The sequence below is a fragment of the Alishewanella jeotgali KCTC 22429 genome, from assembly GCF_000245735.1.
Taxonomy (GTDB): Bacteria; Pseudomonadota; Gammaproteobacteria; order Enterobacterales; family Alteromonadaceae; genus Alishewanella; species Alishewanella jeotgali.
The window spans coordinates 1-26,374 of record NZ_AHTH01000047.1 but is presented as its reverse complement, the minus strand read 5'-3'; the positions used below and the strand labels follow the sequence as shown (position 1 = coordinate 26,374).

At 50.7% G+C, this 26,374-nt stretch carries 22 protein-coding genes, 3 tRNA genes and 2 pseudogenes; 11 read left to right on the top strand and 16 right to left on the bottom strand.

Annotated features, from left to right (window positions below):
* Positions 1-43: 43 nt before the first annotated feature.
* Both istA and istB read left to right on the top strand, forming a co-directional pair.
* Positions 44-1,564 (top strand): IS21 family transposase, encoded by a 1,521-nt coding sequence (istA, locus tag AJE_RS13795; protein WP_193353312.1) that lies wholly within the window; start codon positions 44-46, stop codon positions 1,562-1,564.
* Positions 1,561-2,310: an IS21-like element helper ATPase IstB gene (istB, locus tag AJE_RS13790; RefSeq protein ID WP_008950844.1), complete on the top strand. Its 750-nt coding sequence runs from the start codon at positions 1,561-1,563 to the stop codon at positions 2,308-2,310. Before istA ends, istB begins: the two co-directional genes overlap by 4 nt.
* Here istB and AJE_RS13785 read toward each other — a convergent pair.
* The gene (locus AJE_RS13785; protein WP_008951353.1) at positions 2,287-2,838 is read right to left on the bottom strand and encodes an IS91 family transposase; all 552 of its coding nucleotides are present in this window, start codon (positions 2,836-2,838) and stop codon (positions 2,287-2,289) included. The two genes, istB and AJE_RS13785, sit on opposite strands and share 24 nt — an antisense overlap.
* Before the next feature lie 326 nt (positions 2,839-3,164).
* On the opposite strand from AJE_RS13785, the pseudogene AJE_RS13780 reads away from it, so the two are divergent.
* Positions 3,165-4,129 (top strand): annotated as a pseudogene (locus tag AJE_RS13780) (integron integrase).
* Between the two features lie 90 nt (positions 4,130-4,219).
* Here the strand turns inward: AJE_RS13780 and AJE_RS13775 are convergent.
* The 8 genes from AJE_RS13775 to AJE_RS13740 form a co-directional block, all read right to left on the bottom strand.
* Positions 4,220-4,786, bottom strand: coding sequence for a nucleoside deaminase (locus AJE_RS13775; RefSeq protein ID WP_008607349.1), 567 nt, complete (start codon positions 4,784-4,786; stop codon positions 4,220-4,222).
* Complete coding sequence (gene gpt / locus AJE_RS13770) at positions 4,783-5,256, bottom strand: xanthine phosphoribosyltransferase (RefSeq protein WP_008607347.1); 474 nt, start codon at positions 5,254-5,256, stop codon at positions 4,783-4,785. The genes AJE_RS13775 and gpt overlap by 4 nt, the downstream gene beginning before the upstream one ends.
* 19 nt (positions 5,257-5,275) lie before the next feature.
* Positions 5,276-5,977, bottom strand: coding sequence for a purine-nucleoside phosphorylase (gene deoD / locus AJE_RS13765; RefSeq protein WP_008607345.1), 702 nt, complete (start codon positions 5,975-5,977; stop codon positions 5,276-5,278).
* Between the two features lie 8 nt (positions 5,978-5,985).
* The gene (locus AJE_RS13760; RefSeq protein WP_008951352.1) at positions 5,986-7,197 is read right to left on the bottom strand and encodes a phosphopentomutase; all 1,212 of its coding nucleotides are present in this window, start codon (positions 7,195-7,197) and stop codon (positions 5,986-5,988) included.
* Positions 7,198-7,350: 153 nt separating this feature from the next.
* Positions 7,351-9,510 carry a prolyl oligopeptidase family serine peptidase gene (locus AJE_RS13755; RefSeq protein WP_039928814.1) on the bottom strand — a complete coding sequence of 720 codons (2,160 nt, stop codon included), beginning with the start codon at positions 9,508-9,510 and terminating at the stop codon, positions 7,351-7,353.
* A 208-nt stretch (positions 9,511-9,718) separates the two neighbouring features.
* A tRNA-Phe gene (locus tag AJE_RS13750) sits at positions 9,719-9,794 on the bottom strand.
* A 9-nt stretch (positions 9,795-9,803) separates the two neighbouring features.
* Positions 9,804-9,879: transfer RNA gene (locus AJE_RS13745), tRNA-Thr, on the bottom strand.
* A 44-nt stretch (positions 9,880-9,923) separates the two neighbouring features.
* Positions 9,924-9,999 (bottom strand) — tRNA-Phe (locus AJE_RS13740).
* A gap of 288 nt (positions 10,000-10,287) precedes the next feature.
* On the opposite strand from AJE_RS13740, the gene AJE_RS13735 reads away from it, so the two are divergent.
* Entirely contained in the window at positions 10,288-12,981 is a 2,694-nt protein-coding gene (locus tag AJE_RS13735) for a hybrid sensor histidine kinase/response regulator (protein ID WP_237709362.1), read from the top strand.
* A gap of 26 nt (positions 12,982-13,007) precedes the next feature.
* Here AJE_RS13735 and kdsA read toward each other — a convergent pair whose 3' ends face one another.
* The 6 genes from kdsA to hemA form a co-directional block, all read right to left on the bottom strand.
* Entirely contained in the window at positions 13,008-13,859 is an 852-nt protein-coding gene (kdsA, locus tag AJE_RS13730) for a 3-deoxy-8-phosphooctulonate synthase (protein WP_008951349.1), read from the bottom strand.
* 24 nt (positions 13,860-13,883) lie between these two features.
* Positions 13,884-14,261: a SirB2 family protein gene (locus AJE_RS13725; RefSeq protein ID WP_008607337.1), complete on the bottom strand. Its 378-nt coding sequence runs from the start codon at positions 14,259-14,261 to the stop codon at positions 13,884-13,886.
* An 82-nt stretch (positions 14,262-14,343) separates the two neighbouring features.
* Positions 14,344-15,909, bottom strand: coding sequence for a DUF3369 domain-containing protein (locus AJE_RS13720; protein ID WP_008951348.1), 1,566 nt, complete (start codon positions 15,907-15,909; stop codon positions 14,344-14,346).
* Between the two features lie 75 nt (positions 15,910-15,984).
* Complete coding sequence (gene prmC, locus AJE_RS13715) at positions 15,985-16,824, bottom strand: peptide chain release factor N(5)-glutamine methyltransferase (RefSeq protein ID WP_008951347.1); 840 nt, start codon at positions 16,822-16,824, stop codon at positions 15,985-15,987.
* Positions 16,824-17,915: a peptide chain release factor 1 gene (gene prfA / locus AJE_RS13710; RefSeq protein WP_008607334.1), complete on the bottom strand. Its 1,092-nt coding sequence runs from the start codon at positions 17,913-17,915 to the stop codon at positions 16,824-16,826. Before prfA ends, prmC begins: the two co-directional genes overlap by 1 nt.
* 18 nt (positions 17,916-17,933) lie before the next feature.
* A complete protein-coding gene (gene hemA / locus AJE_RS13705) occupies positions 17,934-19,193 on the bottom strand; it encodes a glutamyl-tRNA reductase (RefSeq protein WP_008951346.1) in 1,260 nt (419 codons plus the stop codon).
* A 75-nt stretch (positions 19,194-19,268) separates the two neighbouring features.
* Between hemA and lolB the strand changes: the two genes are divergently transcribed.
* The 3 genes from lolB (at position 19,269) to AJE_RS13690 (ending at position 21,779) form a co-directional block, all read left to right on the top strand.
* A complete protein-coding gene (gene lolB / locus AJE_RS13700; RefSeq protein ID WP_008951345.1) occupies positions 19,269-19,877 on the top strand; it encodes a lipoprotein insertase outer membrane protein LolB in 609 nt (202 codons plus the stop codon).
* The gene (ispE, locus tag AJE_RS13695) at positions 19,874-20,743 is read left to right on the top strand and encodes a 4-(cytidine 5'-diphospho)-2-C-methyl-D-erythritol kinase (RefSeq protein ID WP_008951344.1); all 870 of its coding nucleotides are present in this window, start codon (positions 19,874-19,876) and stop codon (positions 20,741-20,743) included. The genes lolB and ispE overlap by 4 nt, the downstream gene beginning before the upstream one ends.
* A gap of 91 nt (positions 20,744-20,834) precedes the next feature.
* Positions 20,835-21,779 carry a ribose-phosphate pyrophosphokinase gene (locus AJE_RS13690; protein WP_008951343.1) on the top strand — a complete coding sequence of 315 codons (945 nt, stop codon included), beginning with the start codon at positions 20,835-20,837 and terminating at the stop codon, positions 21,777-21,779.
* Positions 21,780-21,864: 85 nt separating this feature from the next.
* On the opposite strand, the gene AJE_RS13685 is transcribed toward AJE_RS13690, so the two are convergent.
* On the bottom strand, positions 21,865-22,365 hold the full coding sequence (locus AJE_RS13685) for a TlpA family protein disulfide reductase (protein WP_008951342.1): 501 nt from the start codon (positions 22,363-22,365) through the stop codon (positions 21,865-21,867).
* A gap of 193 nt (positions 22,366-22,558) precedes the next feature.
* Here AJE_RS13685 and AJE_RS13680 point away from each other — a divergent pair, with 193 nt between their 5' ends.
* The 4 genes and pseudogenes from AJE_RS13680 to AJE_RS13665 all read left to right on the top strand — a co-directional run.
* On the top strand, positions 22,559-23,161 hold the full coding sequence (locus tag AJE_RS13680) for a 50S ribosomal protein L25/general stress protein Ctc (protein ID WP_008951341.1): 603 nt from the start codon (positions 22,559-22,561) through the stop codon (positions 23,159-23,161).
* Positions 23,161-23,763, top strand: coding sequence for an aminoacyl-tRNA hydrolase (gene pth, locus AJE_RS13675; protein WP_008607322.1), 603 nt, complete (start codon positions 23,161-23,163; stop codon positions 23,761-23,763). The genes AJE_RS13680 and pth overlap by 1 nt, the downstream gene beginning before the upstream one ends.
* 32 nt (positions 23,764-23,795) lie before the next feature.
* Positions 23,796-24,887 carry a redox-regulated ATPase YchF gene (gene ychF, locus AJE_RS13670; RefSeq protein WP_008607321.1) on the top strand — a complete coding sequence of 364 codons (1,092 nt, stop codon included), beginning with the start codon at positions 23,796-23,798 and terminating at the stop codon, positions 24,885-24,887.
* A 126-nt stretch (positions 24,888-25,013) separates the two neighbouring features.
* Positions 25,014-26,374: pseudogene (locus AJE_RS13665) on the top strand (IS1182 family transposase); the annotation flags it as partial.

The following is a 26,374-nucleotide window of genomic DNA, read 5'->3' as shown; positions in this document are numbered from 1 at the left end:
TGGGTGTCACAATAGGTACCTTGTTTTCTGTTCGGAGTTCAAGGTGCCTGGACAACACATCACCCACCGACAAGAGGAGCTGTATATGCAGCATCGCCAACAAGGCATGACTCAAGAAATCGCTGCTGCGAAGTCTGCCATTTCCACCCGAACTGCCCGACGTATTGAGCAGTCCAACACCTTACCCCGCGTTAAAGCTGATAGAGATTGGCGCACCCGCGAAGATCTACTGGAAGCTGTATGGGAAACCGAATTGGTTGTGCTGTTAAACGCCAAGCCCGAGCTCACGCCCATTACTTTGCTGGAGCATTTGCAGGCGCACTACCCAGACCAATATGACCAGCGCATTTTGCGCACCCTGCAGCGGCGGGTTAAGCAGTGGAAAGCGCTACATGGCCCGGAGAAAGAGGTTATCTTCCGCCAGCAAGCCCCAGCCGGTTTACAGGGTTTCTCCGATTTCACTCATCCTGATAGCCCGGTTACCATTAAGCAGCAGCCCTTTGCCCATTTACTGTATCAGTTCCGACTCGCTTATAGCGGCTGGCGTTCAGTGACGGTGGTTCAGGGGGGTGAGAGTTATTCTGCCTTATCTACCGGCTTACAGCGTGCGCTGACGCAGGCCGGTGGCTGTCCGGTGGAGCACCGCACCGATAGCCTCAGTGCCGCCAGAAACAATACACAAAACGTTTGGACAGATGCCTATCAGGACTTGTGCGAGCATTACAACATGACGCCGACAAGGAATAATTTAGGGCAATCGCATGAGAATGGCGTGGTGGAATGCGCTAATGGCTCATTTAAACGCCGTCTGGCGCAGCACCTGCTCCTTCGCGGCCACAGTGACTTTGACAGTATCGAAGCCTACCAGGCCTTTATTGATCAAATCGTCGGCAAGCTAAACCAGCGCTCACGCAGCCGCTTTTTAGAAGAGCAGCAAGCCCTGCAGGCCTTACCAGAGTATGGTGCTGCTGATTACACCTTACTGAGCATTAAAGTCACCCGTAGTGCCACCATTGAAGTGCGCCGGGTGGTGTACAGCGTGCCATCACGACTGATTGGCGAGCGCCTGCAGGTACGACTGTATCATGACAAACTGGTGCTCTATGTGGGCCAGCAAGTGGCGCTGACCTTGCCACGAATTTACCCGGCCCCCGGCCAAAGCCGTGCACGTTGTATCAACTACCGGCATATTATCCGCTCACTGGCCGCTAAACCGCAGGCGTTTCGTTTCTCGCAGCTGCGGGATAACATCTTACCTGACGACAATTACCGTGAGCTGTGGCAGTTAGTGGATGATGCCTTACCGGCACAGGAGGCCTGTAAATGGATCGTCACGGTACTACGGTTGGCCTGTGAATATGATAGCGAACACGCGCTGGGTGAAGCCCTGCTGCAGCAGGCCAGAGCGGGGCAATTTGAGAGTACCCAGGCTATCCAGGCGCGCTTCTTTACACCACAACGTGCGCCTGAGTTGAAGAGTCAGCAGCACAGCCTGCAAAGTTATGATGCGCTGCTAACGTCATTGAAGGCCCAGGCGAAACACGATGTGGAGGTGCCATTTTGACTTCCTCCGTTGCATTACTGCTCAAAGAATTACGGCTGCCGGCGTTCGTCAGACACTATGAAAAACTCTGGCAAACCGCGGTAGAAAAAGGCTGGTCGCACAGTGACTACCTTGCGGCATTATGCGAATACGAGCTCTCTGAGCGCTTTACACGGCGTACACAAAGCTGGGTACGCGAAGGGAGGCTGGCACCGGGAAAAACCTTAAGCACTCTGGATAACAGCGTGCTCAGCCGGGCAAATCAAGCGCTGATCGCTAAGTTGCATCAAGAGCTGTCCTGGGCGCATCATGCCGATAACATCCTGCTGATAGGCCCCAGTGGCACCGGCAAAACCCACTTGGCCAATGCACTGGGTTACCGGCTGATAGAACAAGGCATACGCTGCAAACTGTTTCCGGCTATCGGTCTGGTACAGCAGTTACAACAAGCCAAGCGCGAATTGGATCTGATGAGCGAGATGAGCAAGCTGGATAAGTATCAGGTGATCATCATTGATGACATTGGTTATGTGAAAAAAACCGATGCAGAAACTCAGGTGCTGTTTGAGTTTATCGCGCATCGATATGAAAGCGGCAGCCTGATCATTACAGCCAATCAGCCGTTTAGTGCATGGGATCAGATCTTCCCGGACAGCATGATGACGGTAGCGGCCATAGATCGGCTGATCCACCACGCGACAATTATAGAATTAGAAGGGGAAAGCTATCGAAAACAACATCAGTTAAAACAGGCTGGAGCCAGATAAAATGCGAAAACCTAACCGGCCATCATAATTGACGCGAACCGGCCAAGATAGTTGACGCCGAACATGCAAATCCAGTTTACGGCCCCAACTGTGCAGTGCCAGCAGGAAGGCGGGTTTCGCACCAAGATAGACCGGATCGGCTGTCAGCTGCTTTAATGTGGCACTCACCACGCTAAACAACGCATCTTGAAACCAGTCTCGGTTGAATTGCCATAACGGGTTTAGCTGGTGCGGTAAGGTGAAAATCCAGTGGTGATGCACGCTATCGAGCAGCATGCTCTCTCGGGATACAAGCCAGCGCTCGCGGCTTAACGCCTGACATTGCGGGCAGGCTCTGTGGTGGCAGCTGTTGTAATACACGCCCTGTAGGTGTCCGGCTTCGCAATACTGGGCATGGCTGCCCATCCGCGCCGTGCGACACGCCATCAGGCTTTGCGCTGCCTTATGTTGATGTAACGTCATGCCGTATTGCTGCCGATAACCCTCAAGGTGCTCCTGCAGCAGGCGTTGAATGCTCCATTTGCTCATAGAAAAAAGCGTAGACAGACACTGGTTATTTATCCAGTTCTACGATTGAAAAAATGAACGGAGTAAGGGCTTCTCCGGGCTCCGCCCGGCAAGTTCAACAGCTTTGTAGTTTGGAACGCCCACGCTTTCCAGCCATGTAAACGCCCTTCTATCTTTTGTAAATGATTTAACCCTATCTAATAACATACCGTAAATCAACAGATTTTTTTTGTCGCTATTAAATTGTATTGGGGAAAGCAGGGTTTAACCTTGAGATTCACTTGATAACAATAAATTTACCAACCACTGTATATAAATACATTTAAATTTATTTTAAGGAGCGGGAAATGTCTTCTCCCTTTTTACAATATATTGCTGAGTTTATGTACACCCACCGCTACGCCAAAAGGACCGTTGAGGCTTACCTGTACTGGATTAAGATGTATATCCTCTATAACAAAAAGCAGCATCCGTCTAAGCTTGGTGATGAGGATGTTGAGAAATTCCTGTCATACTTAAGTAATCAGCGTAATGTTGCGCCCAGAACACAAGCCACAGCACTTAATGCACTAAGTTTTTATATAACAAGGTATTACAGCAACCACTGTCATTAAACCTGAATTTTAATCGCTCACAAATTTCCCCTAAATTGCCGGTAGTGCTCACTCGATCTGAAGTAACAGCGTTATTAAGAGTTATTGAACCGCGCTATAAACTATTAGCCCAGTTGATGTATGGTAGCGGTTTACGTTTAATGGAGGCGGTAAGGTTACGAGTGCAGGATATTGATTACGATTACTTGTCGGTCATGGTATGGCAAGGTAAAGGCAATAAGAATCGTCGCGTAACCTTGGCACCAGAGTTGGTTCCAACACTTAAACAGCAAAGTCAGTTTGTCTTACAATATTTTCAGGCAGATCTCGCCAATCCGGACTATTCCGGTGTTTGGCTGCCTTTCGCGTTAGCTCGCAAAAATCCTTCGGCTCCCAGGCAATTTGGCTGGCAGTATTTGTTTCCTTCCATGCAACTGAGTATTGATCCTGATTCAAAGTTGTTACGCCGTCACCATTTGGACGAGAGCTGCGTAAGGCGGGAAATTAAAATAGCCTCTCGTAAAGCCGCTATCTCTAAAAATGTAACCTGCCATACGCTGCGTCATTCCTTTGCCACTCATTTATTAGAATCAGGTGCAGATATCCGCACTGTACAGGAGCAACTAGGTCACGCCGATGTGCGTACTACCCAAATTTATACGCATGTCATTAATCGTGGTGCGGGTGGGGTAAAAAGCCCGTTATCGCAGCTGTTATAACGATACTAGCTTGGCGTGCTAATTGAGATCGCGTCTCCGGTACGGCGAGCGTACCGGAGACGGGAAGCTGGGAGCTGAAACGGAGAGCGGTTAACCGTTGTAGATGGTGCCGCCGTGGTTTAGGTAGTCTTTTAGTACCTGGGCGGCGGCGCTGCGTTGTACCTGGCGCACGACTTCGACGCCGGCGTCGCGCAGATACTGATAGCTGGGTTCAAATACCGGGCCTTCGTCAAAGCCAATAGCGCGGGCGTCTTCGGCGGTGGCGGCGCAAACTAAACGCTTTACGCCGCTCCACAGGGTGCCGCCTAAGCACATGGCGCAGGGCTCGCAAGAGGTAAACAGCTCGCGTTTAACGCCGTCGGCATTCAGGCTAAAGCTTTGCAGCGCCTGCTCGGCCAGCATAATGGCGACCATCTCACCATGGGCGCTGGAGTTATGCAGCGGCATCACCCGATTTACGCCAACACTTAACAGCTTACCGCTGTCGCAGTCAAAAATAGCGCTGCCAAAGGGGCCGCCAGTGCCACGCAGTACGTTTTGCCGCGACAGCTCAATGGCTAACGCCATTTTCTCGTCATCGTGCTGATAGCTGCGCTGCCAGTCGACCACGTCGTTAATCCAATCCGGCAGCGTTAGCGTTACGCTTTGCGGGCTCATACTTCCTCTGCCAGCGGCTTGCTGTAGGCCAGTTCCATATCCCATGGCAGCTGGATCCAGGTATCTTGCTCGATATCGGTAACATAGTTATCCACCAGCGGTTTACCCTGCGGCTTGGCATACACCGTCACAAAGCGCGCTTTAGGAAAACGCTCGCGCAGCGCTTTGGCCGTTTCACCGGTATCGACCAGATCATCGACGATCAGCAGCTGCTCAGAGTCTGCCAGCGAGGCATCTTTTAGCACGCTCAGGCTGCCCTGCTTGTCGTGCTGGTAACTCGCCACACAGATGCTATCCAGCACCCGGATATTCAGCTCGCGGGCGATAATCGCCGCCGGTACCAGGCCACCGCGGCTTACTGCCACTATAGCGGTAAAGTTCTGGCCCAGTAACTGGCGTGCCAGCTCTTTGGTGGCGCGGTGAAAGGCTTCCCACGACACATAAAACATTTTATTGGTAGTCAGTGACATAACGCGTATTCCCTTTGAATTACAAACAGCCCAGTGCCACTTCAACCATCTCGTTAAAGCTGGTTTGGCGCAGCTCGGCGCTTAACGCTTCGCCGGTACGGATATGGTCGCTTACCGTGAAAATCGCTAACGCATTAATGCCATATTCGGCGGCTACGCCATAAAGACCAGCGGCTTCCATTTCCACCGCCAGTACGCCGTATTTTTCCAGCGTATCAAACAGGGTTTCACTTGGGTTGTAGAACAGATCAGAGGTAAACACATTACCCACTTTCACATTGATATCTTTAGCGCGGGCGGCGGCAACCGCCTTTTCCAGCAGGCTAAAGCTGGCCATCGCCGCAAAGTCCAGGCCACCGAGGCGGTTGCGGTTAACCATCGAGTCGGTGCTGGCCCCCATACCAATGACGACATCCCGCACTTTAACATCCAGCGGCAAAGCACCACAGGAGCCAATGCGGATAATGTTTTTTACACCGTAGAATTTTACTAACTCAGTGGCATAAATCGACATTGACGGCACGCCCATGCCAGAGCCCAGCACACTGACTTTTTTACCCTGATAGGTGCCGGTGTAACCGAACATATTGCGCACGGTATTAACGCATACCGCATCTTGCAAAAACGTATCGGCAATATGCTTGGCACGCAGCGGGTCGCCAGGCATTAAAACGGTTTCAGCAAAGGCGCCTTCCGGCGCATTAATATGTGGAGTAGCCATAAGTTCTCTTACTGTAATTGTGCTAAAAAGGAGTCGCCGTATGCCAGTGCATCCAGCCCGAAAAAGTCAGCCAGGGTCTGGCCCATATCGGCAAAGCTTTGTCGCTCGCCTAAATCCACCTCGCCAATGCCCTTACGGAACAGCAGCACAGGTACATATTCACGGGTGTGCTCAGTGCCCGGCCAGGTTGGGTCACAACCATGATCGGCAGTCAGTAATACCAGGGTGTCATCGTCGCAGGCCTGTAAAATTTCCGGCAGGCGGCTGTCGAAATACTCTAAGGCTTCGCCATAACCAAGGGGATCACGGCGATGGCCAAAGTTTTGGTCAAAATCGACCAGGTTGGTAAAAATAATACTCTGCGCACTTTGCGTTGCCATCTGCGCTAAGGTGGTATCCACTAAGGCTGGCAGGCCGGTGGCTTTCAGGCTTTTACTAATGCCCTGATGCGCATAGATATCAGCAATTTTGCCGATACTGATTACCTGGCCGCCGGCAGCAACCAGTTTATCCAGTACTGTCGGGGCCGGTGGTAATACCGAATAGTCACGGCGATTACCGGTGCGGGCATAGCTTTGGGCGCTGTCACCGGTAAAGGGGCGGGCAATCACCCGGCCAATGTTGTAGGGGTCCAGCAGCTCACGCGCGACCTGGCAAAACTCCAGCAAGCGGGTTAAACCAAAATGCTCTTCATGGGCGGCAACCTGAAACACACTGTCAGCCGACGTATAGCAGATCGGCATGCCGGTTTTTATATGCTCATCGCCGAGTTTGACCAGAATATCGGTCCCCGAAGCATGGCAGTTACCCAGAATACCGCTGACACCAGTGCGGCGGCACAGCTCCTCGATAAGCTGCGGCGGGAAACTGTTGGTCTTCTCGGTAAAATAGCCCCAGTCGAATAACACCGGTACCCCGGCAATTTCCCAGTGGCCGCTTGGCGTATCTTTACCGCTACTGAGTTCACGGGCATAACCAAAGGCGCCGTTAATGCGGGTAGCTGGTGGTACTGCCAGCGATAAACCGGGTGTAGCGCTGGTGGCGGCCTTTGCCAGCCCCAGTGCCGTCAGGTTAGGAATAGCCAACGGGCGCTGTTTTTTTTCTGCAAACACCCGGGCAATACTGGCAAAGGTATTGGCGCCGCTATCGCCAAACTTATCCGCATCCGGCGCGCTGCCAATGCCGAAACTGTCGAGCACTAAAATCACTGCTTTTGCCATCTGGATACTCCCAAACCTGCTAGATCACTATTAGAGGTGGTGGCGAAACCATAAATTAAAAAGGGCACGCAGCTTACTCTTTCTGCCGTTTTTTGGCAATTCTTTCGCCGCGAAAAAAGGCGCCCGCAGGCGCCCTTGTACTTTTACTGCCACTTATTGCGGCAGGCTGCTGTAACCCATATTAAACAGCGTAAAGCTGTAAATATCGGCGGCCTGATCAATCACCATCGATACCGGCATACCGGCACCGTGACCGGCTTTGACATCAATCCGGATCAACTGCGGCGTCGCCTTGCTGGCTTTGTCCTGCAGTTCGGCAGCAAACTTAAAGGAGTGCGCCGGCACTACGCGGTCATCGTGATCCGCCGTCGTGATCATCGTAGCCGGATAGGTAACGCCAGCTTTCACGTTATGCACCGGTGAATAACCCAGTAAGTATTTGAACATGTCCTCAGATTGCTCAGAGGTACCGTAGTCGTATGCCCAACCAGCGCCGGCAGTAAAGGTATGGTAACGTAGCATATCCAGTACACCAACTTGCGGAATAGCGACGCCAAACAGCTCTGGCCGCTGAGTCATTACCGCACCTACCAGTAAGCCGCCATTCGAGCCACCGCGTACCGCGGTTTTGGCCGGTGAGGTGTACTTTTCGGTCTGCAGGTACTCGGCTGCGGCAATAAAGTCATCAAATACATTTTGCTTTTGCAGCTGGGTACCGGCACGGTGCCATTCTTTACCGTATTCGCCACCGCCACGGATATTGGCCACGGCATAGATCCCGCCCAGCTCCATCCATACGGCGTTTGCCACGCTGAATGACGGTGTTAAGCTGATATTAAAGCCACCATAGCCGTACAGAATGGTTGGGTTGCTGCCATCGCGTTTTAAGTCTTTGCGATAGCTGATAATCATCGGTACCCTGGTGCCGTCTTTCGAGGTATAGAATACCTGCTCTGATACATAGCGGCTGGGGTCGAAGTTCACTTTCGGCTGGTTATACAGGCTCGATGCGCCGGCCTTTGGCTCAAAGGCATAAATAGAGCCCGGTGTAATATAGTTGGCAAAGCTAAAATACAGCGTATCGGCGTCTTTTTTACCGCCGAAACCACCGACACTACCGACACCAGGTAACTCAATATCACGCACTAACTTACCGTCGTAGTCATACTGTTTTACCTTAGCAATGGCATCGACGATATAGTTGGCAAACAGGAAGCCAGCACCGCTGCTGATACGCAGTACATGTTCGGTCTCCGGGATCAGATCCTGCCAGTTTTCTGGCTGTGGCGCCTTAGCCGATACCTTTACCACCTTGCGGTTAGGGGCATTGCGATTGGTCACCAGGATCAGCGTATCACCAACATTGTCCACCAGATCGGTATCTGAGCTGGTATCGTCCAAAATGGTAACAAAACTACTATCCGGCTGAGTTAAATCTTTGATAAACAGCTTGTTGCCAGAGGTTGATACCGCCGCTGACACTAACAAATAGCGGTCATCCTCAGTCACACTGGCGCCAACATAACGGTGCTTCTGCTCGTCAGTAGCACCAAAAATTACTTTATCTGCGCTTTGTGGTGTGCCCAGCTTATGGTAGTACAGCTTATGCTGATCGGTCATGGCTGACAGCTCGCTACCATCCGGTTTGTCATAGCTGGAGTAGAAGAAGCCGTCGTTACCGACCCAGGCAATACCGGAGAATTTAATATCGGTCAGGGTATCGCCAATTTGCTGCTTGGTTTCGGTGTCGATTACTATAACTTTACGCCAGTCGCTACCGCCTTCTGAAATAGCGTAAGCCGCTAGTTTGCCATCACGCGAGAAGCGGATATCGGCCAGCGACGTTGTGCCATCGGCGCTAAAGGTGTTCGGATCCAGGAATACCTCTACCTCACCACCGTCTTTCTGGCGGTACAGTACAAATTGGTTCTGCAGGCCGTCGTTTTTATAGAAGTAGGTGTAATCGCCCTCTTTAAACGGCGCCCCTACCCGCTCATAGTTCCAGGCTTGTTGCAGTTTGTCGCGGATTTGGTCACGAAACGGGATCTGCTTTAAATAATCAAAGGTAGTCTGGTTTTGCGCCTTCACCCAGGCTTCTGTTTCGCTGCTGCGATCATCTTCCAGCCAGCGGTATGGATCGGCCACCTGAGTACCAAAATAGGTGTCTACCACGTCGCCTTTGGCGGTAACAGGGTAATTCAACTGTTGTTGCTGTTGGGTAACAGTCACGGTTTGCTCCGGTTTCACTTCTTGCTTCGGGCCGCCGCAAGCGGTCAGTACCGCAGCAGCCAGCAGGGTAACGGCATATTTCATTTAGGTGGACTCCGATATTCTTGTGATTATTGGCAAAACGCACTGAGCTTAACAAAGAAGTAACCTGTTGCCTATTTCACTGAACGGGAATTTTTGCTTCTTAGTCTCTGGCCCGCAGGGCGAGGCACAGGATGTGCCGAGTAATCGAAGATGACGCCTTGGGAGTTAAAAAGCAAAACGCCAGCTCTAGGCTGGCGTTTTACATTAGTGGTGCCCAGAGGCGGAATCGAACCACCGACACGCGGATTTTCAATCCGCTGCTCTACCGACTGAGCTATCTGGGCAAAACAAGTTGGTGCCGCTTATCCGAGTCGAACGGATGACCTACTGATTACAAGTCAGTTGCTCTACCAACTGAGCTAAAGCGGCTGCGACACGCTTTGGGATATCGTTAGCACCATATCCTAAAATGATGGTGCCCAGAGGCGGAATCGAACCACCGACACGCGGATTTTCAATCCGCTGCTCTACCGACTGAGCTATCTGGGCAATGCCGCGTATTAAACGGATTTTGCGATCTCAAGTCAACAGATATTTTAGAAAAGCCCTCCGACAGCTTATTCATTAGCCAAAGCGCAACTTTTTCAACCATTCCGAATAAAAATTAATACTGCTTTTGGGTTAGAAATATTGTTAATATAGCGCGAGTTCCCTTTACATAAGCCTGCAAAGAGCTTAGATTTTTCCGGAAAGAACATGGATAGAAATAGTTTCACTAAACCAGTTTATCTTCGTTTATCCGCAGTGTTGCTGCTTTGTTTGCTGCTTCAGGCATTAATGTTTAACTGGATTAGCATCCCGATACAACAACGTGCTCAAGAACTGTTACAACGTTTAACAGCAGATACTCAGATTCTGGTGCAAGCAATCACGCCGGCGTTGCATCAAGAACAACCAACTAGTATCCAGCAATTATTACTGCAAACCCGTAATAATGAGCCTAATAGAGCCTTATATCTGTACCAGCAGAGTAGTCAGGGTTTCGAGCTGTTATACAACACCGACAACTTACCAAATTTTGTACCCAGCCCTACGCTACAGAATCAGGCGCTAATCACACAAGATATCCTACAAGTTAGCAGGGTATTACCAGAACACCCGAATAAAGTATTGATCTACGTACAGCAATTACCTGAACAGGATCTGATACCCCTAATTTTTTCATTTGGCATCAGCTTGTTTGTCGGCTTACTCTTAGTCTTGGGTATAAGCTATGCCGTTTCACAGTCTATCAGGCACCGCTTACAACCCTTGCTTAGAGGGTGTCAGGATGCTCTGGAGCGTAATCAATACACTGGCAGCATTGATAGTCACCAACAAGACGACATCGGCTTGTTAGCAAATAAAATCAATATTTTATTTAGAAAGCTACAGCAAAGCAGACAAGCACTGCAAAGCTCTGAGGAAAGTATAGAACAACTCAAACAGGAAGTTGAACACCGCATTAAAGAGCGCACCGATGCGTTAGAAACGGCTAAGTTAACGGCAGAAAAGGCCAACGAAGCCAAGTCTACATTCTTGGCAACGATGAGCCATGAAATTCGTACTCCAATGAATGGTATCATCGGTACTGTAGATTTGTTGCGTAAAACTGAGCTCTCCACCTCACAATTCAGAATGACAGACACCATTCGCGAGTCGTCGTTCTCGTTGTTGCGAATTCTGGATGATATTTTAGACTTTTCGAAGATTGAAGCCGGTAAGCTCGAGTTAGAAAAGCTACCAGTATCGCTAGTTGAAATTATTGAAGCGGTTGGCAGGATTTTGGTTTCTGTTGCCTACCAACAACAGATCGATCTGAAACTTTATATTGACCCGCGGCTACCTGACGGCTTAATTGGCGATCCTGTGCGCTTACGGCAAATTCTCTATAATTTAGCTGGCAACGCGATCAAATTTACCGAAACAACACCAGAGAAAACAGGGGTTGTAATCGTAAGTGCGGAACTGGTTGAAGAGAATTTGGAGTTTACTCAGGTACAACTGCGGGTATCTGATAATGGCCGGGGCATGACGCAACGGCAGATTAATTATGTATTTCACCCATTTAATCAAGCTGAGGGCTCGGTCACCCGGAAATTCGGTGGTACCGGTCTTGGCTTGTCGATATGTCAGCGTCTGACCGCGCTAATGTATGGTGAAATCAATGTTCATAGTGAGCCGGGCCATGGTACCGAGTTTAGTGTGCGACTGCCGATGCGCCGCTCGGATGAAGTCAGCTATCTTAGTAAAGATAGTCTGCGTGGCATTTTCATTTGTTTATTTACTCAGGACAGTGATAATCAGCAACACCTGTGCGATTATTTGCTTTATTCGGGTGCTGAGCTGGATATTGCTAACAGTGTTGAGGCTCTGTTGAATAGAGCTGAGCATTTTAAAGCTTTGCCGGCCAAACAACAGGCAGTGTGGTTACTGGATGCAACCTACGAACAGATTTCCCCGAAAGACGTGAGTAGCCTGATTACGCATCCGAAACTACAACAGGTTAAATTTGTTGTTATCACCAACCAAATTGAGCTATCAGATACCCATTTCGATAATCTGTTCTATTTGCATAGCTCACCTCTGTGCCGCAGTCAGCTACTTGATGCCTTATTGGTAATCTCAGGGCGCAAAGTTCAACAGCAACCGATACAACATCACTATCAATCTACAGCACACCGAGCCCCTGCTATTGAAACTGCACGTCAGGCGCGACAACTGGTACTGCTGGCCGAAGATAACTTGATGAACCAACGCGTTATCGTTGAACAACTAAATGCTTTAGGTTACGCCGTTGAAGTTGCAGATGATGGCGCAATAGCCTTGGAGAAGTGGCGGCAGTATCATTACCCTCTGGTACTAACCGATCTGCATATGCCTAACCTCAGTGGTTATGATTTGGCAAAGGCGATTAGAAAAGAGGGTTTACAACGGCCAGATGACGCCGATTTCACGCGTATCATTGCTATTACAGCTAACGCCTTGAAGGGCGAAGAACAAAAATGTTTAAGCATCGGCATGGACGCCTATATTACAAAGCCGTTGGAACTGGTTACATTACAGAGTGTTATGCAGCGTTGGCTGCCTTTACCGGCTATCACCGCTGTCGATACACCAACAGTGACCGGTGCATCGGCTAAGGTGTCACCTCCAGCCATTTGTCTCACAACTTTGAGCAGTTTCCTTGGAGATGACCCAATTAAGCATCGAGAGTATTTAAACTATTTTCTTGCCCAGGCCACCCCCTTAATGGCTAACTTACAGCAGCAACAGTTGCAGCATGATCGCACTGCAACTCGCTCGCTGGCACATCAGTTAAAAGCAATGGCCAAGAGCGTTGGGGCAACGCAACTGGCAGAAAAAGCCTTACAGCTGGAAAAGGCTGCAGAAACAGCAGACTGGAGTGCACTTCGTGAAGTTTTACTGCAACTACAGAGCGATTATGAACAAGTCGTTGCTTTTATTAAACATAGCGAACAAGGGATTTAAGCCCCAGTTCGCTATGTTTCTGAGAGTTATGTTGTCGCTGCAGTATCGAGGGGGGCAAAAGCTTTTACTAATTGATCCAGCGCCTGCATCTGTTGCAGGTAGGGCTCCAGCTTAGCCAACGGCAAGGCACAGGGGCCATCACATTTTGCCTGATTTGGATCCGGATGCGCTTCAATAAAGAGTCCGGCCAGGCCTAATGCCATACCCGAGCGTGCCAGCTGCGCTGCCTGCGCCCGCCGGCCATCAGCCGAATCTTCGCGACCACCCGGCTTTTGCAGCGCATGGGTGGCGTCAAAAATTACCGGCGCATATTGCTTCATCTCGTCCATACCCAGCATATCGACCACCAGGTTGTTATAACCAAAGCAAGAGCCACGCTCACACAGAATGACCTGCTCATTACCGGCTTCCTGAAATTTTTTCAGAATATGCCGCATTTCATGCGGTGCCAGAAATTGTGGCTTTTTAACGTTAATCACGGCACCGGTTTTTGCCATCGCGACCACTAAGTCGGTCTGCCGCGCCAGAAAAGCCGGTAGCTGGATCACATCGACGACCTCGGCCACCGGCGCCGCCTGATAAGGCTCATGCACATCGGTAATCAAAGGTACCTTGAAGGTGTGCTTAATTTCTTCGAAAATCCGCAGCCCTTCTTCCAAACCCGGACCACGATAAGAGTGCACCGACGAGCGGTTTGCCTTATCAAAGGAGGCTTTAAACACATAGGGGATCTGTAATTTCTCGCACACCCGCACATAATGCTCGGCAATGGTCAGTGCCAAGTCACGGGATTCCAGCACATTCATACCGCCAAACAATACAAAGGGCTTATCGTTGGCGACATCAATGCCGGCAACCTGGACCACCTTATTCAACATAATTCAACCTGTTCGCTATTAACATTAAAGAGGTAAAAACAACGGTGTTTTACTCAGCGCAACCCGCACCATCAGCCCCAACCAACCTAAAGCACCTAAGAACGACAACCAGCGGATTGCCGCAGTACGGCCTTTTAACGCCGAGTAGCCCAGCGCGATATAGGCAAGCAGCGCCAGTACTTTTTCTGTCAGCCAGGCATCAACAAAGGGGTACTGCTGAATGGTAAACATCAGCGCGACGGCTGATAATAATAAAAACGTATCCACCACATGCGGGGCAATTTTCAGGAATTTTTGCTGTAACAAACCAGACTCTCTGACGCGCAGCGCAAAGCGCAGACAAAGCAAGGCTACGCTAAGCGCAACCAGTAACAGATGCAGGTGTTTAAACGCCATATACATAACAACTATCCTAAATGCGGCGTGTCAGCCGGGCCAGTGATAGCGGCACCGGCTGCACGTGTTTCGGTTAACTCGCTGCGGATTATACCCCGTCTGCGTCATGCGCATCCGGGTATTTTTGTAAAATTGCTTCCAGCTTGGGCACTATCGACTTGAACGCTTCCACCAGTTTGGGTTCAAATTGCTTGCCAGCTTGTTGCTCAATTTCGGCCAGTACCTGCTGCAATGTCCATGCATTTTTATAACAGCGGCGGTGGCGCAGCGCATCATAAACATCAGCCAGGGCGGCGATCCGGGCATAAATATGAATTTCTTCACCTTTTTTGCCATCAGGATAACCACTGCCATCCCATTTTTCATGGTGGTCCCGGGCAATGATAGCGCCGGCTTGTACAATAGATCGCTTGGAATCTTTCAGAATATTAAAACCAATACTGGCGTGAGTTTGCATCACCTGCCACTCTTTGTCAGTCAGATGTGCCGGCTTATTTAGAATAGTATCCGGGATGCCAACTTTACCGACATCATGCAACGGCGAGGCAAACATCAGTTTTTCGGCATCCAGCTCTGACAAGCCATAGGCTTTCGCCAGCTCGTAACAAATAAAGGCGATACGCCGCACATGATTGCCAGTTTCGACCGAACGCACTTCTACCGCTTCACTTAAGCGATAGACGATTTCGCGCTGGGTATCTTCCACCTCATGTTGCAGCTGCACATTTTCATATGCCACCTGGACATTCTGCGCAAACAGTTCAATCAGCTTTTTCTGGGTTTCATTAACCGGGCCGGGCAAGCCTGAGACATAAAGCAGAGAGCCCTGGGTGAATTTACTGCAGCAATAGGCCACCAGATAGTTATCGCGATAAACAATATCCTTGGTGGTTAACGCCGCCTCAAAGGCTTCCAGTAAGCTTGGGTCCAGCACATCCTTAATGGGCTTTCCTTCTTTACTTTCAAACTCGCCCTGACCGGCAAACACCACCAGATCGTGCGGGTCGGTAGTTTGAATATTGCCGGCGACCAGAGACGAGCTAACGATAAGGGCATCTTCATCACAACCGAGCACTGAGGTGAGCTGTTGTAGCACACCGTCAATAAACTGCTCCATTGAGTGCGATGAGAACAGGTCGACCGAGGCTTTAATAATTTTCTCCAGCCCCTGCCGGCTTTGCTCCAGTGAAATAATATCGCGGTAGGACCTTAAGCTCGACATCATCACGGTAAACAGCTTTTGTGCGGTCAGCTCGGTTTTGGATTTATAATCATTAATATCGTAATTAACAATCACCTGCCGTTCCGGTGCCTGACCAGGTTGGCCGGTACGCAGAATAATGCGCACAAAATGGTTATGCAGGGTTTCGCGGATATAGCTGGCGACCAGTAAACCGGCATCGTCGGTTTCCATCACCACATCCAGCAGCACCACCGCGATATCGGGCTGAGCTGCCAGGACTTTTTTGGCTTCGGCACCGGAGTAGGCGCTGATAAATTCCAGCTTTTTGTGCTGAAAACTAAAGTCATTTAACGCCAACCGGGTGACGGCATGAACCTCAGGTTCATCGTCAACAATCAGGACTTTCCAGCAACCATTACTGACCTGATGCGGCTCTTCAGGCTCAGCAGCAAACAAAAATTCATCGGACATGACACGCTCCCGGCAACCTTATCTTACTGTTATAAGCCGGATTTTTTGTCAGGTCAAAATATTTAACATTTTTATTCAGTTATCGCGAGGCAGGAACTGACCGCCACTGATGCGCCAGTTACCACCATAATCGCGCACTGAACTGACCTGAGAGAATCCGCCAACGCTGAGTAACTGCTGTACCTGCTCAGCCTGGTTATAACCGTGCTCCAGCCAGAGCCAGCCACCGGGCTGTAAATATGCCGGCGCGCTGGCAATAATCTGTGCCAGATCCGCCAGACCCTGCTCTGCCGCCACCAAGGCTGACAGAGGTTCAAAGCTCAGTGCCGCCAGATGCGGATCGGCTGCTTCTATGTACGGTGGATTACTAACGATAAGATCATAGCGCTGGCCGCTAAGGGCGCTAAACCAGCTGCTTTGCAAAAAACGACTATTACGGCTTTGCAGCGCAGCGGCATTACGCTGTGCCAGCGCAACGGCATCCGGATTAAGATCAACGCCGGTTAGCTGCCAGTGTGGCCGGTTGACGGCCAGTGCCAAAGCGATAGCGCCGGTACCGGTACCCAGATCTAACACCTGCGCCTGTGGTGGCAAATCCAGAGCCAGCGCCTGATCAACCAATATTTCGGTATCCGGCCGCGGGATCAGAGTACAGAGTGCCACAGCCAGCTCCAGACCATAGAAGGGCCAATGCCCAAAGATATAGGCCAGAGGCTCTCCCTGCAGCCGCCGCTGCACCAACGGTTGCAGTTGTTGCTGCTCAGCGGCAGTGATTTCCCGCTCCGGGTAGGTATACAGATAGCCGGGCTTGCAGCCCAGCAGATGGCACAGCAATAAACGTGCTTCCTGTGCCGGATTATCGCTCAGACTCCCGAGTTGCTGACTCAGTAGCTGCACGCATTGCTGCAAGGTCATCAGCGGTTTTCATCAGCCAGCATCGCCAGCAGATCAGCCTGATGCTCGTGTTTCAGCGGTTCAATCACCTGCTCTAACTCCCCTTCCATCACTTCATTTAAGCGGTAGATGGTCAGGTTGATCCGGTGATCGGTCAAACGGCCTTGCGGGAAGTTATAGGTGCGGATCCGCTCTGAACGGTCGCCACTGCCCACTAATGAGCGGCGGGTGCTTTGCTCTTCCAGCCGACGCTTTTCATCTTCTGCCGCCTGTAAGCGCGACGCCAGCACACTCATCGCACGGGCACGGTTTTTATGCTGTGAGCGCTCATCCTGACATTCAACGACTATGCCAGAGGGTAAGTGGGTAATGCGGATAGCAGAGTCGGTACGGTTTACGTGCTGACCACCGGCGCCAGAGGCTCGGTAGGTATCAATTTTCAGATCGGCCGGATTGATCTCAATGGCTTCGCTTTCCGGGATTTCCGGCATAATGGCCACAGTACAGGCCGAGGTATGTACCCGGCCCTGCGATTCGGTGGCGGGTACCCGTTGCACCCGGTGACCACCGGATTCAAATTTCAGGGTGCCGAAAACGCCCTCGCCTTGCACACTGGCGATCACCTCTTTAAAGCCACCGTGCTCGCCTTCATTGGCACTGACAATTTCCACCCGCCAGCGCTGCCGCTCGGCAAAACGGCTATACATGCGGAACAGATCGCCGGCAAAAATCGCCGCCTCGTCACCACCGGCACCGGCGCGGATCTCCAGAAAGCAGCTGTTATTATCGTTCGGATCCTTAGGCAGCAGCAGGATCTGCAAATCCGTATCCAGCTGCTCAATGCGGCTTTTCGCCAGCTTATATTCTTCCTGCGCCATTTCGCGCATCTCAGGATCGCTGTCTTTTTGCATTTCTTCGGCCATCAGCAAGTCTTCCTGCGCTTGCTGATAACTACGGAATGCCTTGCTTAACTCTTCCAGCTGGCTGAATTCTTTGGACAATTCGCGAAAGCGCTTTTGATCGCTAATCACCGAGGCGTCGCTTAACAGCGCCTGGACCTCTTCGTAACGCTCAACCAAACCTTCCAGCTTGCGGTATACCGATTCTTTCATTTTAGGATTAAAACCTGTTTATAAATCAATAAGGAGTTTGACCAGCTCTGTCGACTCTGGCTGCTCAGACTGTAATAAATGCCGGATAGTCCGGGTGGGGCTGTGCATCAGGCGGTTGCTAAGTTTATTCGCCAGTTCCGCCATCACTTTTTCCGGTTCCTGGCCGGCGGCCAGTTGCTTTTGCGCCCGGCTTAATAACTCGGTTTTTACTTCTTCGCAGCGCTGCCGGTAATCACGTAGCCAATCGGCCTTATCCTGTAACTGCAGCCACTGCATAAATTCAGCGCTGCCACTTTGTACCAGCACCCCGGCCTGCTCTGCCGCCTGCTGGCGGTTATTCAGGTTTTCCGCCACTATGGTTTGCAGATCGTCTACGGTATAAAGATAGGCATCTTCCAGCTCCGTAACCTGCTCTTCGATATCCCGCGGTACCGCCAAATCGACCAGAAACATCGGCTTATGCTTCCGCTGCTTCAATGCCTGCTCAACCATACCTTTACCAACAATCGGCAAGGTGCTGGCGGTAGAAGAAATCACGATATCGGCTTCATGCAAGCGGGCCGGTACCTGCGACAGGGTTAACACCTGCGCATTAAATTGTCGCGCCAGAGCTTCGGCACGTTCATAGGTGCGGTTAGCCACACTAAGACTGGTTGCCCCCTGCTCCGTTAAATGCCGGGCCACCAGTTCAATGGTCTCGCCGGCACCAATCAGCAACACCCGTACCTTTTCTAACTTACCGAAAATCTGTTTTGCCAGGCTGACGGCAGCGAAAGCGACTGAGACGGCGTTAGCGCCGATCTCCGTTTCAGTACGTACGGCCTTGGCGACGGCGAAGGTTTTCTGAAACAGCCGTTCAAATTGTGGGTTAATGGTGCCGGCCTGACGTGACTGATTATAGGCCTGCTTCACCTGCCCCAGGATCTGCGGCTCACCTAACACCAGTGAATCTAAGCCGGCAGCCACCCGCATTAAATGATTCACTGCGTCCTGCTGTTGATACAGATACAGATGCTGTTGCAGTTCTGTCAGCTGTAACTGATGGAAGCCGGCCAGCCAGTGCAGTACCTGCTCAGCCTGCTCGGCAGCACCACTAAAATACAGTTCGGTACGGTTACAGGTGGACAAAATCACCGCATCGCTAATCTCCAGCTTGCTGGCAAGCTGGTGCAATGCATCCGGCACCTGCTCGGGTGCAAAGGCGAGTTTCTCGCGCAGCGCCACCGGTGCCGTTTTGTGATTAATGCCTAGTGCAAAAATGGTGTTCACCTGTATCATATCGGGATAGGGGGCGAATTGTACGAAAAAGCCCGAACTAAGAAAAGCAAAAGCAGATAAGCAAAGGATCACAGCTTGAGTTTATATCTGAAAAGTCTGGTATTGCTGGCCGTATTAGTGCTGAGCAGCGCCTGTAGCAGCACTAAGTCGCTAGCCGGCAAAGCCGAAGTATTACCGCAGCCACAGCGGCAGCAACAATTAGCGGCACTCGAGAATTTTACCGTACAGGCCTCGGTTGGTATTAAATCTCCGGCCGAAACCGTCAATGGCAATTTGCGCTGGCAGCAACAGGATGCCACTGCTTATCAGGCACGGTTGGCCAATATGCTGGGTATCAGCCTGTTTGAATTGACGGCCAGTAGCGAGCTGACCGAACTGTTGGTGCGTGGCGAGCGCTATCAGGCGGCTGATGCCAGTAATTTACTGTGGCAACTGGCTGGCTGGTCGATTCCGCTGCACGATATGGCGCTATGGTTACGCGGCCTGCCGGGTGACTCGGCAACTGACCTGAAATACGACGCTGCTGGCCGCCTGGTAAGTTTTACCCTGACTGACAGCACCGGCATTCGCTGGCAACTGACCTACCGCAGTTTTTTTGATGATGCCTTATCTTTACCCCGGCAATTGCAGCTGCACAGTGCCGATACCCAGGTCAGGTTGGTGATCCGGAGCTGGCAGCTATGACCCTGACCTTACCCGCTGTGGCCAAGCTGAATTTATTTTTGCATATCACCGACCGCCGCGATGATGGCTATCATAATCTGCAAACGCTGTTTCAAATGCTCGATACCGGCGATGTACTGCACTTTACCCCGAACCAGAGTGGTGAAATTAGCTTAACCTGTGATATCGCCGAGCTGGCCGGGCAGGATAATCTGATATACCGCGCAGCCATGTTATTAAAACCTTTGGCGGGCGCCTCGGCCGGTTGTCAGATCCGGCTGGAAAAACACCTGCCTATGGGCGGCGGCCTGGGCGGTGGCTCGTCGGATGCGGCTACCACCTTGCATGCACTTAACCTGTTATGGCAGCTGCAATTAACTACCGCAGAACTGGCGGCACTGGGTCTGAAACTGGGTGCCGACGTGCCGGTCTTTGTGCACGGCCAAACGGCCTTTGCCGAAGGGGTTGGTGAGCACTTACAGCCGGTTTCACTGCCGGAAAAGACTTATTTGGTCGTCACACCTGCTTGTCATATCAGTACGGCAGCAATATTCCAACATCCTGATTTAAAAAGAGATACACCTAAGATCGGCCTGACAGAGCTACTTAGCAGCCCATGGCAGAATGACTGCCAGCCGCTGGTCGAACGGCTGTATCCGATTGTTGCAATAACCTTACAGTGGTTGCTAGAATATGCGCCGTGTCGAATGACGGGTACTGGCGCCAGTGTGTTCGCCGAATTTCCGGACGCGGCCAGTGCTCAGCATGCCCTAGCGAACCTGCCGGCAAACTGTCGGGGCTTTATCGCCAGAGGGGTTAATACGTCGCCTTTATTTGCGGCCTTAACTGATACCGTTTACAGCAACTCGAGCCGCCATTCAGTTTAGCCGTTGCCGGAGTATTTTTTCCGGCAGCAACTATACTCGACAGCGGCTTTTATGATTAAACCGGACTCACAACTGCCCTGAGGATCCTACCGTGCCCGACATGAAGGTTTTCGCTGGTAACGCCATACCAGATCTTGCCAACAAAATCGCCAGCCGTCTTTACATCAAACTGGGAGATGCCGCTGTCGGTCGCTTCAGTGATGGCGAAGTCAGTGTGCAAATCAACGAAAATGTACGCGGTTCAGACGTCTTTATTATCCAGTCTACCTGTGCCCCTACTAACGACAATCTGATGGAACTGATTGTCATTGTTGACGCCTTACGTCGCGCGTCAGCCGGCCGGATCACAGCAGTGATTCCTTACTTTGGTTATGCCCGTCAGGATCGTCGGGTACGTTCAGCCCGGGTACCTATTACCGCCAAAGTAGTCGCCGACTTTTTATCCAGCGTTGGCGTGGACCGGGTATTAACGGTCGACTTGCATGCTGAGCAAATTCAGGGCTTCTTTGATGTGCCGGTAGACAATGTATTCGCGACGCCGGTACTGCTGGACGATATGCGCAAAAAAGCCCTTGAAGCACCGGTGGTCGTATCGCCGGATATCGGTGGTGTAGTGCGCGCCCGTGCGGTAGCTAAACTGCTGAATGACGCCGACTTAGCGATTATCGATAAGCGCCGGCCAAAAGCCAACGTATCCCAGGTAATGCATATTATCGGTGACGTCAAAGACCGTGACTGTATTATTGTTGACGATATGATTGATACCGGCGGTACCCTGTGTAAAGCAGCGGAAGCGCTGAAAGAACAAGGCGCCAAGCGGGTATTTGCCTATGCTACCCACGCGGTCTTCTCAGGCCGGGCGCCGGAAATTATCAGTGAGTCAGTGATTGATGAGCTGATCGTCACCGATACTATCCCACTGTCTGCGGCGATGCGTGCCATTCCTAAAGTACGGCAGCTGACGTTAAGTGACCTAATCGCAGAGTGTATCCGTCGTATCAGTAACGAAGAATCGATTTCGGCGATGTTTGATTAAGCCGCAAGCTAAAGTTGAAAAAGGCAGGTTATCCTGCCTTTTTTATTGGTTTTCTCTAAGTATGGCGTTGCATCCTTAGCGAAGCTTATTTGACTAATTCGACATTCAAGATATCAACGATAGAATCTATAGAAGATTCGCCAAAGCCAACCTTATGGTATGCCACCTTACCCGTTTTATCTATTACATATAATGTCGGCAAAGCTTCCACACCATAAGCATCACCAATACGGCCTCGTTGGTCGTGGGTAAACACCAAAGACGTTAAACTCTCTGACATGACTTTATGCAATCTGCGATACCGTTTACGATCTTCCTTGTGATTAACGGCGATCACTTGCATCAGATCCTGACCAACATCCTGCTGAATGCTATTTAATACCGGCAATTCTTTTAAGCAAGGTGCACACCAGGACGCCCAAAAGGAGATCACCACGACTTTACCTTGATAATTTTCCAACAGTACATCTTTCCCATCGAGGGTGGCTCCCAAATGGTTTTCCGGGATCTCGCCAATATCAGGTGCTGCTGCTTGCAGATTGAACATCACAGCCAACACCACACACCCCAAAATTGCTTTCCACATTGCTACAACCTCCTTATTTTTCTCAAATGTAACGTAAGCAAGTTGTTAAGTAAATTAGTAATTCAGAAATTGTAGACAAAACACTTTTGTTTGCAGCAGAACGACGCTGGTGGTAAGATGTCGCGCCTTTTAAAGGGGCAACAGGTTATGGCTGGTCGCAAGCCGTAACAAATTCTAATTTTTGGAGTACATCATGTCTGATGCAATTTTCACGTTAAATGCAGAAGTCCGCAACGACTTGGGGAAAGGTGCGAGCCGCCGCCTGCGTCATGCTGACCAAGTGCCAGCGATCATCTACGGTGGTCATAAGCCAGCACTGTCTATCACTTTAGATCACGCTAAGCTGTTAAAAGCACAAAGCTTCGAAGCTTTCTACTCTCACATCCTGACTATCAGCGTTGGCGGTGAAGAAGTTAAAGCTATCGTGAAAGCAATGCAACGTCACCCGTTCAAGCCAAAAATTCTGCACGTTGACTTCCAACGCGTAGAAGCTGGCCATGAGCTGCACACTACTGTTCCGGTACACTTCCTGAACGAAGATGCTGCTGCGAAGAAAGGCGGTGTTGTTGTTCACGGTCTGAACGAAGTTGAAATCACCTGTTTACCACAGGATCTGCCAGAGTTTATCGAAGTTGACCTGGCTGATGTCGCTGTAGGCGTTACCCTGCACCTGTCTGATATCAAAGCACCAAAAGGCGTTAAGTTTGTTCAGTTAACCAAAGGCGAAGGTCATGACCTGCCAGTGGTTTCTGTGAATAAGCCAGCTGGTAAAGCTGAAGACGCTGCCGCTGAGTAATGTCTGATACTGTTCAGCCTGCTGTACAGTTAATCGTGGGCCTGGGTAATCCGGGCCCCGAATATCAATACACCCGGCACAATGCCGGTGTCTGGTTTGTAGAGCAACTTGCCCGCACCTATCACTGTAACCTGAAACCCGAAGCCAAATTTTTTGGTCTGACCGGCAAATTTATGCTGGCCGGGCAGGAATACAAACTCCTGGTGCCAACTACCTATATGAATTTAAGCGGCAAAGCCGTACTGGCTATGGCACAGTTTTATAAACTGGCGCCGGAGCAAATTCTGGTAGTGCATGATGAACTGGCGTTACCGCCGGGCAGTGCTAAATTCAAGTTCGCCGGTGGCCATGCCGGCCATAACGGCCTGCGCGATATCACCAGCAAACTGGGCAATAATCCGAATTTCTATCGTTTGCGCTTAGGCATCGGCCATCCGGGCCACAAAGATCAGGTTACTGGCTTTGTACTGGGTAAGGCTCCTGCCAGCGAACAAAAACTGATCGACCAGAGCATAGAGGAAGCTGTTGCCTGCTTTGCTATACTGGCACGCGACGGTCTGGTAAAAGCCCAGAGCCGTTTACACAGCTTTCAGGCCAGCTAAGCTGGCCCCACCGCAGATTAAAGGATACATTCATGGGTTTTAAATGTGGCATCGTAGGTTTACCTAACGTCGGCAAATCTACTTTATTCAACGCCTTAACTAAGGCTGGTATCGAAGCAGCTAACTTCCCGTTCTGTACCATTGAACCAAACACCGGCGTGGTCCCGGTACCGGATCTGCGGTTGGATAAACTGGCGCAAATCGTTAACCCACAACGCGTAATCCCCACCACCATGGAATTCGTCGATATCGCCGGCCTGGTAAAGGGCGCGTCTAAAGGCGAGGGTTTAGGCAATAAATTCCTGGCCAATATCCGCGAAACCGATGCTATCGGCCATGTGGTGCGCTGCTTTGACGATGAAAATATTATCCATGTTGCCGGAAAAATTGACCCGGCTGACGATATCGATACCATTAATATGGAACTGGTGCTGTCGGATATGGACAGTGCCGAACGTGCGATTTTACGGGTACAGAAAAAAGCCAAAGGCGGCGATAAAGACGCCAAAGCCGAGCTGGCAGTGCTGGAAAAAGTAAAAGCCCACCTGGAAAACGGTTTAACGCTGCGTCAGCTGGAGCTGGATAAAGAAGAAAAGGCGCTGATTGCCTATATGAACTTCTTAACCATTAAGCCAACCATGTATATCGCCAACGTACTGGAAGACGGTTTTGACAATAACCCGCATCTGGACGTAGTGCGCGGCATCGCAGCCAAAGAAGGTGCCATCGTAGTACCGGTTTGCGCCGCTATCGAATCAGAAATCGCCGAGCTGGATGATGAAGAAAAAGCCGAGTTTATGGCCGATATGGGGCTGGAAGAGCCAGGCCTGAACCGTGTGATCCGCGGTGGTTACTCACTGTTAAACCTGCACACCTACTTTACGGCCGGTGTCAAAGAAGTACGGGCCTGGACTGTTGCTGTCGGAGCCACAGCACCACAAGCTGCTGGCGTGATCCATACTGACTTTGAAAAAGGCTTTATCCGTGCAGAAGTGGTGTCTTACGATGACTTCGTACAGTACAACGGTGAAGCCGGTGCCAAAGAAGCCGGGAAATGGCGTCTGGAAGGTAAAGATTACATTGTTAAAGATGGCGATGTGATGCATTTCCGCTTTAACGTCTAAGTGCTTTTTCGTTACCAAAGTACAGATTAAGAGCCGGGTTTACCCGGCTCAGACTGCTGACAAAGTCCTGGACGCCGATCCAGGACTTTGATCTAATAGGGTTAGTTGATTTGAAGGCTAACCAACATGCTCAAAACTCCCTCTCCTCAACAATATCAGTTAGAAATGGTCACGCTCGAAGAGCTGGTACCGAAGAACCATTTGGTTCGCAAGGTCGATGCCGCCATTGATTTCGAGTTCATTCGTGCTGAAGTCGAACATCTCTACTGCAAAGATAATGGCCGTCCGCCGATTGACCCTGTCCGTTTGTTTAAGATGATGATCCTCGGCTATCTGTTTGGCATTCCCAGTGAGCGTCGTCTGGTACAGGAAATTCAGGTTAATGTGGCTTATCGCTGGTTTTTGCGGATGGGATTAACCGAGAAAGTGCCTGATGCCTCCACGCTGAGCCAGAATCGTATTCGTCGTTTTAACGGCACGGATGTGTTTCAGCGTATCTTCGACCGGATAGTTGAACAGGCGTATGAGCAGCGTCTGATTGGTGGTCACACGCTTTACACTGACAGCACACATTTAAAAGCCAATGCCAATAAGCGCAAGGCGGTGAACAAAGAGGTGGCGGTCAGTGCATCGGCGTATATCGCTGAGCTCAACAAGGCGGTTGAAGAGGACCGGTTAGCCCATGGCAAAGCGCCACTGAAGCAAGATGACTCGAAGGAGCCCGAAACCAAAAATCAAAAGGTCAGCACAACCGACCCTGACAGTGGCTTTATGACGCGGGAAGGCAAACCACAGGGCTTCTTCTACCTTGGACCATCGCACCGTGGATGGCCGCCACGGCATCATCACGGATACCTTCGTGACGCCGGGGAATGTGCATGATAGCCAGCCCTATCTGGCCAGATTAGACCGTCAGCTTGAGCGCTTTAAGTTTAGTCCGATAGCCGTTGGTTTGGATGCGGGCTACTTTACTGCACCGCTTTGCCATTTAATCCGGGAGCGGCAAATTGCACCGGTTATTGCCTACCGTCGTCCCAATGTCACCGCTAATCCGATTAAGAAGAAGCAATTTACCTACGATAAAACAACCGATACCTATCGTTGCCCCCAAGGTGAAATCCTGACTTACAGCACGACAGACCGTCAGGGCTACCGGCATTATCAATCTAACCCTAAAGTGTGTCAGGATTGCCCGCTACGTCAGGACTGCACGAAGAACAAGCAGTATAAGAAAACGATAACCCGGCATGTCTGGGAAGAGGATAAAGAGCATGTGAGTGGTTTGCGGCTGCTGTCCGTGGGGTAAGAAGATTTACAACCGACGAAAAGAGACGGTTGAACGCAGCTTCGCAGACGCAAAACAGCATCATGGCCATCGCTATGCACGGTTCCGTGGTCTGGCGAAAGTGCAGATGCAGTGTTTACTGGCGGCGGTAGCGCAAAACATCAAGAAAATGGCCTTGCTGGCCTTTTTATCGCTTTTTTAT